Below are 15,539 nucleotides of genomic sequence, written 5' to 3'. Positions count from 1 at the left end.
GCCGGCAGCACCCAGGGTGTCCGTCGCGTTCAGCCAAAAAAGGCAGCGCGGCCGATACGGCAGCCGGCTTAAGACCCAACCCTCGCGGAGATTTTCATGGCAGTTACCATGCGTCAAATGCTGGAAGCCGGTGTCCACTTCGGTCACCAAACGCGCTTCTGGAACCCGAAGATGGCCCCCTTCATTTTCGGTCATCGCAACAAGATTCACATTATCAACCTCGAAAAGACGCTGCCGATGTACAACGACGCGCTGAAGTACGCGCGTCAACTGGCAGCGAATCGCGGCACGATCCTGTTCGTCGGCACGAAGCGTCAATCGCGCGACACGATCGCTGAAGAAGCGCAACGCGCCGGCATGCCGTTCGTCAACGCACGCTGGCTCGGCGGCATGCTGACCAACTTCAAGACGCTGAAGGTTTCGATCAAGCGCCTGAAGGACATGGAAGCAGCGCTGGAAGCAGGCGAAACCGAACGCATGAGCAAGAAGGAAGCGCTCCTGTTTGAACGCGAAATGGCCAAGCTGCAAAAGTCGATCGGCGGCGTGAAGGACATGGGCGGCATTCCGGACGCGATCTTCGTGGTCGACGTCGGCTACCACAAGATTGCCGTGACTGAAGCGAACAAGCTCGGTATTCCGGTCATCGCTGTGGTCGACACGAACCACTCGCCGGAAGGCATCGACTACGTGATCCCGGGTAACGACGACGCTTCGAAGGCTGTCGCTCTGTACACGGCTGGCGTGGCTGACGCGATCCTCGAAGGCCGTGCTAACGCGGTCAACGAAGTGGTGCAGGCTGCGCGCGGCGGCGACGGCGACGAGTTCGTCGAGGTCAACTCGGAAGCGTAAAGCTGCCCCGTGTCCGGCAAAAAAGGGGGCTTTCTACAGGCCCCCTTTTTTTAAGCCGCGACAAAGCAGGGGTGTGCTGTGAGTAGTGCTGAAACATAGTGCGTAAAAAATACGTGCGACGTTGAAACGAATTCTTGCCGCCGGTATCGAAGTCCGGGCGGCGTGTGACAGACGGAACTCAAGGAGCAAATGATGGCGGCAATTACCGCAAGCATGGTTGCAGAACTGCGCGCAAAGACCGACGCGCCGATGATGGAATGCAAGAAGGCGCTGACGGAAGCCGAAGGCGACATGGCCCGCGCTGAAGAGCTGCTGCGCGTGAAGCTGGGCAACAAGGCCAGCAAGGCGGCATCGCGCGTGACGGCTGAAGGCGTGGTCGCATCGTTCATCGGCGGCAGTGCGGGTTCGCTGGTCGAGCTGAACTGCGAAACCGACTTCGTCTCGAAGAACGACGACTTCCTGGCATTCTCGAAGACCATCGCCGAACTGGTCGCCACGCAAAACCCGGCTGACGTCGCTGCCCTGTCGGCATTGCCGCTGGACGGCTCGACGGTCGACGCAGTGCGTCTGGCACTGGTCGGCAAGATCGGTGAAAACCTGTCGATCCGCCGCTTCGTGCGCTTCGACACGGCGAACAAGCTGGCGGCGTACCTGCACGGCACGCGTATCGGCGTGCTGGTCGAGTACGCCGGCGCGGACGAGCAGGTCGGCAAGGACGTGGCAATGCACATTGCCGCAATGAAGCCGGTTTCGCTGTCGTCGGACGACGTCCCGGCGGACCTGATCGCCAAGGAACGCAGCATTGCTGAGCAGAAGGCTGCCGAATCGGGCAAGCCGGCTGAAATCGTCGCCAAGATGGTCGACGGCAGCGTGCAGAAGTACCTGAAGGAAGTGTCGCTGCTGAACCAGACGTTCGTTAAGAACGACAAGCAGACGATCGAACAGATGCTGAAGGCGGGCAACGCGAGCGTGCAGAAGTTCGCGCTGTTTGTGGTCGGCGAAGGCATCGAGAAGAAGCAGGACGACTTCGCAGCTGAAGTGGCCGCTCAAGTCGCTGCTGCAAAGCAACAATAAGCATCGCTTAAGCTTCAGTTAGTACCGTTGGACCCGCGGCGGAGCAAGACTTTGCCGCGGTCGGCGGCGCCGCAAGGCTGCGCGCGGGTTGACCCTCGCTGCGTAGCCGCCTCTGACGAGCCCCAGGGTTCGTCAATTTGGCGACGCTTGCCCGAATCAGTATTTCACCCCTACATTAGTCCCTTGTTGTTGCCCTGTTCTGCGCGATCTGGATACCTCTATGCCCACTGCCTATAAACGCGTCCTGCTCAAACTCTCCGGTGAAGCCCTGATGGGCGACGATGCCTTCGGCATCAATCGCGCGACCATCGAACGAATGGTGGCGGACGTGGCCGAAGTGGTCCGTCTCGGAACGCAGCTGGCCGTGGTGATCGGCGGCGGTAATATTTTCCGCGGCGTCGCGGGCGGCGCGGCGGGTATGGATCGCGCCACGGCCGACTACATGGGCATGCTGGCCACCATGATGAACGCGCTGGCGCTGCAGGATGCCATGCGCCACGCCGGCATCGAAGCGCGCGTGCAATCCGCGCTGCGCATGGACCAGGTGGTCGAGCCTTACATTCGTCCTCGCGCGATTCGCCAGCTTGAGGAAGGCAAAGTCGTGATTTTCGCGGCCGGCACCGGCAACCCGTTCTTCACGACCGATACGGCCGCCGCGCTGCGCGGCTCGGAAGTCGGCGCGGAAGTCGTGCTGAAAGCCACCAAGGTGGACGGTGTCTATTCGGCCGACCCCAAGAAAGATCCGAGCGCGACCCGTTACGCCACGATCAGCTTCGATGAAGCGATCGGCCGTAATTTGCAGGTGATGGACGCCACGGCGTTTGCGCTGTGCCGTGACCAGAAGCTGCCGATCCGGGTGTTTTCGATCGTCAAGCCGGGCGCGCTCAAGCGCATCGTACAAGGCGAGGACGAGGGCACCCTCGTCCACGTGTAAACTCTCGTTCACATAACGTGGGCTTTAACGCGAGCCCAGGCCGCCGCATAGTGCGCGCGCTGGCCGGTTCGCACCGTTTTGAAGGTTCGGAGGTTTAAAAATGTCTGTGGCTGATATCAGGAAGGGCGCTGAACAAAAGATGCAGCGTTCCATCGACGCGTTCAAGAACGACCTGTCGAAGATCCGCACGGGCCGTGCACACACGGGCCTGCTCGATCACATCCAGTGCGACTATTACGGTTCGCCGGTGCCGATTTCGCAGGTCGCGAACCTGACGCTGATCGACGCACGCACGATCGGCGTGCAACCGTGGGAAAAGAAGATGGTCCAGGTCGTCGAAAAGGCGATCCGCGAGTCGGACCTCGGTCTGAACCCGGCTACGCAAGGCGACGTGATCCGCGTGCCGATGCCCGCGCTGACCGAAGAACGCCGCCGCGAACTGACGAAAGTGGTCAAGAGCGAGGCGGAAACGGCCAAGGTCGCTGTTCGTAATCTGCGCCGCGATGCAAACGAGCAACTCAAGAAGCTCGTGAAAGACAAAGAAATTTCGGAAGATGACGAGCGCCGTGCAGGTGACGACGTTCAGAAACTGACGGACAAGTTCGTCGCGGAAATCGACAAACTGGTCGTGACCAAAGAAGCCGAGATCATGACGGTCTGAGGCCGATTGGCTCAGCACCTTTAGTATCTCCACTTCTTTTTTTGCAGTCACTGTCCCGACGGCCATGACCTATACCAGCTCAACCGTGCGCGTGCCTGATGTCGCGGCGGTGCCGCGACATATCGCGATCATCATGGACGGCAACGGCCGTTGGGCGACCCAGCGCCGTCTGCCGCGCGTGGCCGGCCATACGCGCGGCGTCGACGCAGTGCGCGCGGCCGTCGAGGCCTGCGCCCGGCAGGGCGTCGAATACCTGACGCTCTTTGCCTTCAGCTCGGAAAACTGGCGCCGCCCGAACGACGAAGTGTCGTTCCTGATGCGCCTGTTCGTCACCGCGCTGGAGCGCGAGATCGGCAAGCTGCACGCGAACGGCATCCGTTTGCGCGTAGTCGGCGATCTGTCGAAGTTCGACACGCGCATCCGCGACCTGATCAAGCGCGCGGAAACCAAAACCGCGCGCAATACGCGCCTCACGCTGACCATTGCCGCCAACTACGGCGGCCGCTGGGACATCATGCAGGCCACCCGCAAGCTCGCCGAACAATCGGCGCTGGCGGGCAAGGCGGTCGAGGTGAACGAGGACTCGTTCGCCGAACACCTGTCGATGGCCTATGCGCCGGAACCGGACCTCTTTATCCGCACCGGCGGCGAGCGCCGCGTCAGCAACTTCCTGCTGTGGCAACTCGCCTACACCGAGTTCTACTTCACCGACACGTTCTGGCCGGATTTCGACGCCGACGCGCTCGGTCACGCCATCGCCTCCTACGCGGAGCGCGAGCGCCGCTTTGGCCGCACCAGCGCTCAACTCGAGCCGCAATCGCAAAACGTCGATTCGCTTCCATGCTAAAAACCCGTGTCATCACGGCGATCATCCTGCTGGCGATCTTCCTGCCGATCACGCTGTTCGCGCCGGTGGGCGCGTTCGGCGCACTGATCGCCTTCGTCGTCGTGTTCGCCGCGTGGGAATGGGCGCGCCTGCTGAAGCTCGGCGGCGCCGGGCCGGTGATCTACGCGCTGGTCGCGGCGGTCGCGCTGGTCGCCAGCACGCGGTTTGGCGCCGGTGCCGAGGAATCCGGTCCGCTGTTCAAGGCGGCCGCTATTTTTTGGGTGATCGCCGGGCCGTTCGTGCTTCTGCGCAAGCCGACCCTCGCACAAGGGGCATGGCGCACCTTTCTATTCCTCGCCGGCATTGTGGTATTCGTCGCGTGCTGGCATGCTCTCGTCGCCGCGCGCATGAAGGGCGTGCCGTTCGTGCTGTCGCTGCTGCTATTGGTATGGCTGGCCGATATCGGCGCATACTTCTCTGGAAAGGCTTTCGGAAAACACAAGCTGGCGCCTGCCATCAGCCCGGGTAAGACGTGGGAGGGCGCGATCGGCGGCTGGCTGGCCGTGATGATCGTTGCCGCGGCGGCGGTCTTTTTGCATGCGTTCGAGCCGACCCTGTATTCTGCGCTGCTGGCGCAACTGGGCGCCGTCCGCACATTGCTCGCACTGACCCTGCTGGTGGCCTTCAGCGTGGTGGGCGACCTGTTCGAATCAATGATGAAACGCCAGGCCGGAGTGAAAGATTCAAGCGGCCTGTTGCCTGGGCACGGTGGCGTACTCGACCGCATCGACGCATTGTTGCCGGTGCTGCCGCTTGCCATGCTGCTGCTCGGCTAGAGAAAGAGATATGCAAAAACGTCTGACATTGCTCGGTTCCACGGGCTCGATTGGAGACAGCACGCTCGACGTCGTCGCGCGTCATCCCGAGCGCTTTTCGGTTTACGCGCTCACGGCGCATCGCAACGGCGACAAGCTCGTCGAGCAATGCCTGCGCTTTCAGCCTGAAGTCGCGGTGGTCGGCGATGCCGATACCGCTGCGCGCGTCGCAGCGAAACTGCGCGAAGCGGGCTGCAAGACGGAAGTCACGTATGGACCGCAAGCGCTCGTCGACGTGTCGGAGAGCGCCGGTTGCGATACGGTGGTGGCGGCGATCGTCGGCGCGGCCGGCCTTGCGCCGAGTCTTGCTGCCGCGCGCGCCGGCAAGCGTATTCTGCTTGCCAACAAGGAAGCGCTGGTCATGTCCGGCGCGATCTTCATGGACGCGGTGCGCGACAACGGCGCCGTGCTGCTGCCGGTCGACAGCGAACACAACGCCATTTTCCAATGCCTGCCGCGCGAAGCCGCGCTGCACGGCGGCGTCTCGAAGATCATCCTGACCGCGTCGGGCGGCCCGTTCCGCACGCGCGAACCGGCCACGCTGGTCGACGTCACGCCTGACGAAGCCTGCAAGCATCCGAACTGGGTCATGGGCCGTAAGATTTCGGTCGACTCGGCCACGATGATGAACAAGGGCCTCGAAGTCATCGAAGCCCACTGGCTCTTCAATCTGCCGGGCGAGCGCATCGAAGTGCTGATTCACCCGCAAAGCGTGATCCATTCAATGGTGTCGTACGCCGACGGTTCGGTGCTCGCGCAACTGGGCAATCCCGACATGCGTACGCCAATCGCGCATGCACTGGCATTTCCGGACCGCGTCGATTCGGGCGTGGCGCAACTGGATCTGCTGCAGGTCGCTTCGCTGTCGTTCGAAAAGCCGGATTACACGCGCTTCCCCTGTCTCGCGCTCGCCGTGAAAGCGCTGGCCGAGGGTGGGTTGGCGAGTGCGGCCCTCAATGCCGCGAACGAAGTCGCGGTTGAAGCGTTCCTGTCGCACCAGATCGGTTTCATGGCGATCGCTCAGGTAGTCGACGCCGTACTCAATGCGTTGCCGAACCGCAGCGCGCACGCGCTGGAAGATGTGATCGAAGCGGATGCGGCCGCGCGCCGCGCCGCTGCGGAGTTCATCGCGCGCCTGCCGGTCGGCGCCCGTCGCACGGAACGCGCCGTCCAGTGAGGCGCCTATGAATTTGCTGATCGAGCTGCTTGCCTTCGCGGTTGCGATTGGCGTACTTGTGGTCGTCCACGAGTACGGGCATTACAGCGTCGCGCGTTGGTGCGGCGTGAAGGTATTGCGCTTTTCGATCGGCTTCGGCAAGCCGCTGTTCCAATGGGTGAGCCCGAAGACCGGCACCGAATGGACGATTGCCGCGCTGCCGCTCGGCGGCTACGTGAAGATGCTCGACGAGCGCGAGACCGGCGGTGCGCCGATTCCGGTCGACGCCTTGCCGCATGCGTTCAACCGGCAGTCGGTGTGGCGCCGTTTCGCGATTGTCGCGGCCGGGCCGGTCGCGAACTTTCTGCTTGCCATCGTGCTGTTCGCCCTCGTGTTCGCCACCGGCGTGACGGAGCCGGCGGCCGTGGTGGCTGCGCCCGCGCCGAATACGCCGGCGGCGCTGGCCGGTTTCGACGGTGGCGAAACGATCGTTGCCGTGCGCACCGGGAACGCCGGCGAATCCGAGCGCGTGCGCTCATGGTCCGACCTGCGCTGGAAACTGCTGGGCGCGGCATTCGATCAGAAGCGCATCGTGCTGAGTGCGAAAGATGCACATGGCACGTCGGATTTCCAGTTGGACCTGCGCGGCATCACCGAGAAAGATGTCGACGACGACCTCATGTCGCATCTCGGTTTCGAGCCGGGCGGCGGCAAGTTGACGGTCGCGGGTGTGCAGCCGGGTAGCGCTGCGCAAAAGGCAGGCCTGGCGGTGGGTGACCGACTTCGCGCGGTCGACGGTATTCCGACCGACAATGCCACGGCCTTCATCGCTTATGTAAAATCGCACGCCAGCGTGCCTATGACGCTGCAGGTGGAGCGTGGCGGGCAAGCGGCGGGCAAGCTGGAAGAGGTTCGGATCGTTCCGCAGTCGCAGCGCGATGACGCGACAGGCCATCAGATTGGCCGCATCGGCGCCGAGCTCGCGACCCAGGTGCCGTCGATCGACGTGCGTTACGGACCGGTCGAAAGTCTGCAATTGGGCGCGCGCCGTACCTGGGATCTGGCTGTTTATTCGGTGCGTATGTTCGGACGGATGATCGTCGGCGAGGCTTCGCTGAAGAATCTTTCGGGTCCCGTGACGATCGCCGATTACGCAGGAAAGAGCGCACGTCTAGGTCCTTCTGCGTTTCTGTCGTTCCTGGCCCTTGTCAGTATTAGCCTCGGCGTACTGAACCTGCTACCAATTCCGGTATTGGACGGGGGGCATCTGTTATATTATTTGGTTGAAGCTGTGACCGGCAAAGTTGTCTCTGATCGCTGGCAACTCGTTTTTCAGAGGGCGGGTCTTGCCTGCATCGTCGCGTTGTCGGCGATTGCGCTGTTCAACGATCTGGCTCGTTTAATCCATTTCTAAAGTGTCTGGCGGCGTTCACGATGGCGACCGTCTGACCTGATGCAGCTATACACACTGGGGAAGCACGTTGTTTAAACCTCATCGCTTTGTTCCAAAGACGGTTATAGCCGCGGCGTTTGCCGCGCATGGGCTGGTTGCTCACGCAACGACGCCCTTCGTGGTGCAAGACATCCGGATCGAGGGATTGCAACGCGTCGAACCCGGTACCGTGTTCGCGTACCTGCCCATCAAGCAAGGCGACACCTTTAGCGACGACAAGGCTTCCGAAGCCATCCGTGCGCTGTACGCCACGGGCTTCTTCAATGACGTCAAGATTGCGACGGAAGGCAATGTCGTCATCGTGCAGGTGCTGGAGCGTCCGGCCATCGGCACGATCGACTTTGCCGGCATTCACGAGTTCGACAAGGAAAACCTGACCAAGGCGCTGCGCGCGGTCGGTTTGTCGCAAGGCCGCTACTACGACAAGGCACTCGTCGACAAGGCCGAGCAGGAGCTGAAGCGCCAGTACCTGACGCGCGGCTACTATGCCGCCGAAGTCACCACCACGATCACGCCGATCGACCGCAACCGCGTGTCGGTGCTGTTCTCGGTGGCCGAAGGTCCGAGCGCGAAGATCCGCCAGATCAACTTCATCGGCAACAAGGCGTTCAGCACGGGTACGCTGCGCGACGAAATGCAGCTGTCCACGCCGAACTGGTTCTCGTGGTACACGAAGAACGATCTGTACGCGAAAGACAAGCTCACCGGCGACCTCGAAAACGTCCGCTCGTATTACCTGAATCGCGGCTACCTCGAGTTCAACATCGAGTCGACCCAGGTATCGATTACGCCGGATAAGAAGGACATGTATCTGACGGTCACGCTGCACGAAGGCGAGCCGTACACGATCAACAGCATCAAGCTGGCCGGTAACCTGCTCGACCGCGAGCCGGAGCTGACCAGGCTCATCAAGATCAAACCGGGTGACCGCTTCTCGGCCGAGAAGCTGCAAGCCACCACCAAGGCGATCGTCGACAAACTCGGCGAATACGGCTATGCGTTTGCCACCGTCAATGCGCAGCCGCAGATCGATCAGGAACACCACAAGGTCGACCTGACGCTGCAAGTCGACCCGAGCCGCCGTGTATACGTGCGCCGCATCAACGTGGTCGGCAACACGCGGACCCGCGACGAAGTGGTGCGCCGCGAAATGCGCCAGCTCGAAAGCTCGTGGTTCGATTCGAACCGCCTTGCGCTGTCGAAAGACCGGATCAACCGTCTCGGCTACTTTACCGATGTCGACGTGACCACGGTGCCGGTGGAAGGCACGCCGGACCAGGTCGACGTGGACGTCAAGGTGAACGAAAAGCCGACCGGCGCGATCACGCTGGGCGCGGGCTTCTCGTCGACAGACAAGGTGGTGCTCTCCGCCGGCGTATCGCAGGACAACGTGTTCGGTTCGGGTACGAGCCTCGCGGTGAACGTGAATACCGCCAAGACCTACCGTACCTTGACGGTCACGCAGGTCGACCCGTACTTCACGGTCGACGGTATCAAGCGGATCACCGACGTCTATTACCGCACGTACCAGCCGCTGTACTACTCGACGGATTCGAGCTTCAAGATCGTCACGATCGGCGGTGACCTGAAGTTCGGGATTCCGTTCTCGGAAGTCGACACGGTGTACTTCGGCGCCGGCCTCGAGCAGAACCAGCTGGACGTCGACGCGAATACGCCGCAGAGCTACAAGGACTACGTAGCCGCCTTCGGCCGTGTGTCGAACAACGTACCCATCACGGTGGGGTGGTCGCGCGACGCGCGTGACAGCGCACTGGTGCCGAGCCGCGGCTACTTCACGCAGGCGAACGCCGAATACGGCACGCCGATCGGCGGCACGCAGTACTACAAGGCCGACATCAACGCGCAGTACTATTATTCGTTTGCGCGCGGCTTCGTGCTGGGCTTCAACTTCCAGGGCGGCTACGGCAATGGCCTCGGCGGCAAGCCATACCCGATTTTCAAGAACTACTACGCGGGCGGTATCGGTTCGGTGCGTGGTTACGAGCCGAGCTCGCTGGGTCCGCGTGATGCGAAGACGAACGACCCGATCGGCGGCTCGAAGCTGCTGGTGGGTAACGTCGAATTGACGTTCCCGTTGCCGGGCACCGGCTACGACCGCACGTTGCGTGTCTTCACGTTCCTCGACGCGGGTAACGTCTGGGGTACGGAAGGCAACAGCATCGGTGCGAACGGCCTGCGTTACGGCTACGGTGTCGGTCTTGCGTGGATCTCGCCGATTGGTCCGCTCAAGCTCAGCTTGGGCTTCCCGCTCACGAAGCACACTGGCGACCAGTATCAGAAGTTCCAGTTCCAGATCGGGACGGCGTTCTGATCCGGGCCACTACGGGCGGCTCCCGGAGGCGGGCCGCCCCTTGGCGAGCCCAGCCAAACTACAGTATCGAGAGGATGACTTTGCGAACCGGTATGTTTTCGAAACGTGTGGCGTGCGCGCTGGCGCTGGCAATGACGCTGGGTGTCGGCGTCGCGGGGGTAGCGCACGCGCAGGAAGCCAGGATCGCTGCGGTGAATTCGGACCGTATCCTGCGTGAATCGGCTGCCGCGAAGGCTGCACAGGTCAAGCTCGAGGCGGAGTTCGCCAAGCGCGACAAGGATCTGGCCGACATGGCGCAGAAGCTGAAGTCGATGTCCGACTCGCTCGACAAGAGCGGCGCGTCGATGTCGGCAGCCGATCGCGCGCAGAAGCAGCGCGATCTGTCACAACTGGATACGGACTTCCAGCGCAAGCAACGCGAGTTTCGCGAGGACCTGAACCAGCGCCGCAACGAAGAGCTGGCGGCGGTGCTCGACCGGGCCAACAAGGTTATCAAGCAGATCGCCGAGCAACAGCACTACGACCTGATCGTTCAGGAAGCGGTGTACGTGAGCCCGCGCATCGATATTACCGATCAGGTGCTCAAGGCGTTGGCGGCCTCGGGCAACTGAACGCGCGCGCCGGGTCGTAGACCGGCGTGCCGGCAGCCGGCTCGCAGCGCGGCCCATCGAATTGAGAAGTTGGACCGATTTGTAGGAGACAGGATAGGCATGGCATTTACGCTTGAGGACATCGTCCAGCGGTTCGGCGGTGAAGTAGTCGGAGATGGTTCGCAGCGCGTCGGCAGTCTGGCGCCGCTCGACCAGGCGGGCCCGGACCAGCTGGCGTTCCTCGCCAATCCGAAGTACCTGTCGCAGGTCGAGACGACCCGTGCGGGCGCGGTGTTGATCAATGCCGACGACCTCGCCAAACTCGCTTCGCGTGAAAGCCGTAACTTCATCGTCACGCCGAATCCGTACGCTTACTTCGCGCGCATCGCGCAAACTTTCATCGACATGGCAGCGCCCAAGGCCGTGCCCGGCGTGCACCCGAGCGCGACGATCGACCCGTCGGCCCAGATTGCCGCGAGTGCGGTGATCGGTCCGCGCGTCACGGTGGAAGCGGGTGCGGTGATCGGTGAAAACGTGCGTCTGGATGCCAATGTGGTGATCGGCCGCGGCACGCGGATCGGTGCCGGCTCGCATCTGTATCCGAACGTGGCGGTCTATCACGGCTGCAAGCTCGGCGAGCGCGTGATCGTGCACGCGGGCGCGGTGATCGGCTCGGACGGTTTTGGCTTCGCGCCCGATTTCGTCGGTGAAGGCGATGCGCGTACTGGCAGCTGGGTGAAAATTCCGCAGGTCGGCGGGGTGTCGATCGCCGCGGACGTCGAAATCGGCGCGAACACCACCATCGACCGCGGCGCGATGGCCGACACGATCATCGAAGAGTGCGTGAAAATCGACAACCTCGTGCAGATCGGCCACAACTGCAAGGTCGGCGCTTACACGGTGATCGCCGGCTGCGCGGGCATTGCGGGCAGCACCACGATCGGCCGCCATTGCATGATCGGCGGCGCGGTTGGGATCGCCGGACACGTCACGCTGGCTGATTATGTGATCGTCACGGCGAAGTCGGGCGTCTCGAAGTCGTTGCTGAAGCCCGGCATGTACACCAGTGCGTTTCCGGCTGTGAACCATGCCGACTGGAACAGGAGCGCGGCTTTGCTGCGTAACATCGACAAACTTCGCGATCGTATCAAGGCGCTTGAAAATGCCGCTTCGGCTGGCCAGCCGGCCGGCGCAGCAAACAATTCCGCAGGCGACAAAGCCTGAGCTATTGGGTCAACCCGCAGGCTAACCGGCAGGCCAACCTCCGGGTCAACCCGCAGAACAATCCGCGGGGTAACCTGGCGGCACCGCGTAAAATAGCGGGCAAGCATCAGGAAGCAAAGTCGGTTGCCGTGACCGGGTGGCATGGCCTCCGGGTCACGGCAAGCGCCGGCAGCACGCGTTACCAACCCACCTGCACCAGCATCCGCAGTCATCATCGCGCAGTCAATGCGTGAGTAGAAACACCATGAGCACCGAAAAAATCAATCTCGACATTCATAAGATTCTCACGCTGCTGCCCCATCGCTACCCGATCCTGCTGGTCGACCGGGTGCTCGAACTCGAGCCGCACAAGAGCATCAAAGCGTTGAAGAACGTGTCGATCAATGAGCCGTATTTCCAGGGGCACTTTCCGACCCGTCCGGTGATGCCCGGCGTGCTGATCCTCGAAGCGCTCGCGCAAACGGCGGCGCTGCTGACGTTTTCGGAAGAACCGAGCGATCCGTCGAGCACGCTGTATCTGTTCGTGGGCATCGACAACGCGCGTTTCAAGCGCGTGGTGGAACCGGGCGATCAGCTGATCCTGAACTGCACGTTCGAACGTCATATGCGCGGCATCTGGAAGTTCAAGGCGCGCGCCGAAGTGGATGGTGTCGTGGCGGCGGAAGCCGACCTGATGTGCGCGGTGCGGCACACGGACAAAGACGCCTGAAGCCGGTGTCCGGACAGCCAGCGGCTTACCTTAGGCCCTGCATCCGGCTCCGCCCATCCAGACAACGCAACAGAATCAGAAGCGAGGACGCATGAGCAGGATTCATCCCACTGCGATCGTCGAGCCGGGCGCGCAACTCGACGAATCCGTCGAAATCGGACCGTATGCCGTCATCGGCGCACATGTGACGATCGGCGCACGGACCACGATCGGTTCGCACAGCGTGATCGAAGGTCACACCACGATCGGCGAAGACAACCGCATCGGCCACTATGCATCGGTCGGCGGCCGTCCGCAGGACATGAAGTACAAGGACGAGCCGACCCGGCTCGTGATCGGCAACCGCAACACGATCCGTGAATTCACCACGATCCACACCGGCACGGTGCAGGACGCGGGCGTCACCACGCTGGGCGACGACAACTGGATCATGGCGTACGTGCACATCGGTCACGACTGCCACGTCGGCAACAATGTCATTCTGTCGAGCAATGCGCAGATGGCCGGCCATGTGACGATTGGCGACCATGCGATTATCGGCGGCATGTCGGGCGTGCATCAGTTCGTTCGCATTGGCGAGCATTCGATGCTGGGCGGCGCGTCGGCGCTCGTGCAGGACATCCCGCCGTTCGTGATCGCTGCCGGCAACAAGGCCGAGCCGCACGGTATCAACGTCGAAGGCCTGCGCCGCCGCGGTTTTTCGGCGGACGCGATCTCGGCGCTGCGCTCGGCGTACCGCCTGCTGTACAAGAACGGCCTGTCGCTCGAAGAAGCGAAGGTGCAGTTGCGCGAACTCGCGTCCGCGGGTGGCGATGGCGATGCGCCGGTACAAACGCTGCTCGCGTTCGTCGAAGCGTCGCAACGCGGCATCATCCGCTAAGCGATGGCTTTGAACCCGAGTCCGCTGCGCGTCGCGATGGTGGCAGGCGAGCCGTCCGGCGATCTGCTGGCGGCGTCGCTGCTCGACGGCCTCGCGAGCCGACTGCCCGCCGGCACCCAGTATTACGGAATCGGCGGCCCGCGCATGATCGCCACGGGTTTCGACGCCCACTGGCCGATGGAGAAGCTGACAGTGCGCGGCTATGTCGAAGCACTGCGGCATATTCCCGAGATCCTCGGCATCCGCAACGAACTGAAGCGCCAACTGCTGGCAGAGCCGCCGTCGGTGTTCGTCGGCGTGGACGCGCCCGATTTCAATTTCGGCCTCGAGCACCCGTTGCGCGATGCGGGTATTCCGACTGTTCACTTCGTTTGTCCGTCGATCTGGGCGTGGCGAGGCGGCCGCATCAAGAAGATCGCCAAAGCGGTCGACCACATGCTGTGCGTGTTCCCGTTCGAAACGGCGCTGCTGGAAAAAGCCGGCATCGCGGCTTCGTACGTGGGCCATCCGCTCGCCGACGAAATTCCGCTCGAACCCGACACGCTTGGCGCGCGCCGCACGCTCGGCCTCGCTGAAAGCGGTCCGATCATTGCGGTGCTGCCAGGCAGCCGGCGCTCGGAGATCGATCTGATCGGTCCGACGTTCTTTGCCGCGATGGAAATGATGCAGCACCAGGAGCCCGGCCTGCGTTTCGTGATGCCGGCGGCCACCCCCGCATTGCGCGACATGCTGCGGCCGCTGGTCGACTCGCATCCCGGTCTCGCGCTGACCATTACCGACGGCCAGTCGCAAGTCGCGATGACGGCAGCCGATGCGATCCTCGTCAAAAGCGGCACGGTGACGCTGGAAGCCGCGCTGCTGAAAAAACCGATGGTGATCTCGTACAAGGTGCCCTGGCTGACCGGCCAGATCATGCGCCGCCAGGGCTATTTGCCCTATGTCGGTCTGCCGAACATTCTGGCGGGACGTTTCGTGGTTCCGGAAATTCTGCAGCACTTCGCCACGCCGCAAGCGCTCGCCGAAGCCACGCTGAAACAGTTGCGCGACGAGGCCAACCGGCGCACGCTGACGGAAATCTTCACGGAGATGCACCACGTGCTGAAGCAGAACACCGCGCAGCGCGCGGCGGAAGTTGTGGCAAGCGTCATCGAAAATCGGAAGACGCGGCCGTGACCGCCTCGCGCGCACCACGCCGCAAGGCTGCGAGCGTTGCAGGCGCAGCGGCACGGCAGGCCGGTCTGGACTTCGAAACACCGGATGACATCGTCTGCGGCGTCGACGAAGCCGGGCGCGGGCCGCTGGCCGGCCCGGTGGTCGCCGCCGCGGTGATTTTCGACCCGTCGAAGCCGATGATTCGCGGCCTCGACGATTCGAAAGCGCTCACCGCCAGAAAGCGCGATGAGCTGTACGACAAGATCGTCGAGCGGGCGCTCGCTTACTGTATCGCGTCGGCCAGCGTCGAAGAAATCGATACGCTGAACATCCTGCACGCCACCATGCTGGCGATGAAGCGGGCGGTCGAAGGCCTCCCGGTCGTGCCGACACTCGTCAAAATCGACGGCAATCGCTGCCCGGCGCTGAGCGTTCGCAGCGAGGCGATAATCGGCGGCGATGCGCTGGTCAAGAGCATTTCGGCGGCGTCGATTCTCGCCAAGGTCACGCGTGACCGGATGCTGCTCGAATTGCATCAAGCCTATCCGGTCTACGGTTTTAACGCGCATGCCGGCTACGGTACGCCGCAGCATCTGGCGGCGCTGCGCGAACATGGGCCCTGCGAGCATCATCGGCGCTCGTTCGCACCGGTGCGTGAAGCGCATAAGCGTTTCGGCAACGGTTTGAAGCTGCCCGCGGGCGACGTCATTGTCGTGTCAGGCGCGCGCACCGACACCATGCCCGACGACGACGCCTTCGGCGAACGCAGCGGCGCCTGAGCGCCATGCGTGGCCCGGCGCGCCGTCCACTCTTTCCTCATTCTC

15 protein-coding genes are annotated in these 15,539 nt (G+C 62.7%); all 15 read left to right on the top strand.

Annotation, left to right across the window (positions count from 1 at the left end; all coding sequences use genetic code 11):
• The first annotated feature begins 96 nt into the window (after positions 1-96).
• The 15 genes from rpsB (at position 97) to rnhB (ending at position 15,494) form a co-directional block, all read left to right on the top strand.
• On the top strand, positions 97-849 hold the full coding sequence (rpsB, locus tag DSC91_RS18110; protein ID WP_115780234.1) for a 30S ribosomal protein S2: 753 nt from the start codon (positions 97-99) through the stop codon (positions 847-849).
• A gap of 192 nt (positions 850-1,041) precedes the next feature.
• On the top strand, positions 1,042-1,923 hold the full coding sequence (gene tsf / locus DSC91_RS18105; RefSeq protein WP_115780233.1) for a translation elongation factor Ts: 882 nt from the start codon (positions 1,042-1,044) through the stop codon (positions 1,921-1,923).
• A gap of 220 nt (positions 1,924-2,143) precedes the next feature.
• The gene (gene pyrH / locus DSC91_RS18100) at positions 2,144-2,857 is read left to right on the top strand and encodes a UMP kinase (RefSeq protein ID WP_115780232.1); all 714 of its coding nucleotides are present in this window, start codon (positions 2,144-2,146) and stop codon (positions 2,855-2,857) included.
• Between the two features lie 100 nt (positions 2,858-2,957).
• The gene (gene frr / locus DSC91_RS18095) at positions 2,958-3,518 is read left to right on the top strand and encodes a ribosome recycling factor (protein ID WP_012433445.1); all 561 of its coding nucleotides are present in this window, start codon (positions 2,958-2,960) and stop codon (positions 3,516-3,518) included.
• Positions 3,519-3,582: 64 nt separating this feature from the next.
• Entirely contained in the window at positions 3,583-4,365 is a 783-nt protein-coding gene (gene uppS / locus DSC91_RS18090) for a polyprenyl diphosphate synthase (RefSeq protein WP_115780231.1), read from the top strand.
• Positions 4,359-5,180 (top strand): phosphatidate cytidylyltransferase, encoded by an 822-nt coding sequence (locus DSC91_RS18085; RefSeq protein ID WP_115780230.1) that lies wholly within the window; start codon positions 4,359-4,361, stop codon positions 5,178-5,180. The genes uppS and DSC91_RS18085 overlap by 7 nt, the downstream gene beginning before the upstream one ends.
• Positions 5,181-5,190: 10 nt before the next feature.
• Positions 5,191-6,396: a 1-deoxy-D-xylulose-5-phosphate reductoisomerase gene (locus DSC91_RS18080; RefSeq protein ID WP_115780229.1), complete on the top strand. Its 1,206-nt coding sequence runs from the start codon at positions 5,191-5,193 to the stop codon at positions 6,394-6,396.
• Between the two features lie 7 nt (positions 6,397-6,403).
• On the top strand, positions 6,404-7,789 hold the full coding sequence (gene rseP, locus DSC91_RS18075; RefSeq protein WP_115783320.1) for an RIP metalloprotease RseP: 1,386 nt from the start codon (positions 6,404-6,406) through the stop codon (positions 7,787-7,789).
• A 67-nt stretch (positions 7,790-7,856) separates the two neighbouring features.
• Entirely contained in the window at positions 7,857-10,160 is a 2,304-nt protein-coding gene (bamA, locus tag DSC91_RS18070) for an outer membrane protein assembly factor BamA (RefSeq protein ID WP_115780228.1), read from the top strand.
• Between the two features lie 74 nt (positions 10,161-10,234).
• Positions 10,235-10,771 carry an OmpH/Skp family outer membrane protein gene (locus tag DSC91_RS18065; RefSeq protein ID WP_175171772.1) on the top strand — a complete coding sequence of 179 codons (537 nt, stop codon included), beginning with the start codon at positions 10,235-10,237 and terminating at the stop codon, positions 10,769-10,771.
• A gap of 99 nt (positions 10,772-10,870) precedes the next feature.
• Positions 10,871-11,974, top strand: coding sequence for a UDP-3-O-(3-hydroxymyristoyl)glucosamine N-acyltransferase (lpxD, locus tag DSC91_RS18060; protein WP_115780227.1), 1,104 nt, complete (start codon positions 10,871-10,873; stop codon positions 11,972-11,974).
• A 244-nt stretch (positions 11,975-12,218) separates the two neighbouring features.
• Positions 12,219-12,683: a 3-hydroxyacyl-ACP dehydratase FabZ gene (gene fabZ / locus DSC91_RS18055; RefSeq protein WP_115780226.1), complete on the top strand. Its 465-nt coding sequence runs from the start codon at positions 12,219-12,221 to the stop codon at positions 12,681-12,683.
• A gap of 91 nt (positions 12,684-12,774) precedes the next feature.
• Positions 12,775-13,563, top strand: coding sequence for an acyl-ACP--UDP-N-acetylglucosamine O-acyltransferase (gene lpxA / locus DSC91_RS18050; RefSeq protein WP_115780225.1), 789 nt, complete (start codon positions 12,775-12,777; stop codon positions 13,561-13,563).
• A gap of 3 nt (positions 13,564-13,566) precedes the next feature.
• The gene (lpxB, locus tag DSC91_RS18045) at positions 13,567-14,736 is read left to right on the top strand and encodes a lipid-A-disaccharide synthase (RefSeq protein ID WP_115780224.1); all 1,170 of its coding nucleotides are present in this window, start codon (positions 13,567-13,569) and stop codon (positions 14,734-14,736) included.
• Positions 14,733-15,494, top strand: coding sequence for a ribonuclease HII (rnhB, locus tag DSC91_RS18040; RefSeq protein ID WP_115780223.1), 762 nt, complete (start codon positions 14,733-14,735; stop codon positions 15,492-15,494). Before lpxB ends, rnhB begins: the two co-directional genes overlap by 4 nt.
• Positions 15,495-15,539 lie beyond the last annotated feature (45 nt).

Source organism: Paraburkholderia caffeinilytica, assembly GCF_003368325.1.
Classification (GTDB): domain Bacteria; phylum Pseudomonadota; class Gammaproteobacteria; order Burkholderiales; family Burkholderiaceae; genus Paraburkholderia; species Paraburkholderia caffeinilytica.
Note: the sequence above shows the minus strand (reverse complement) of the source record. Positions and strands in the feature narration are given on the sequence as shown.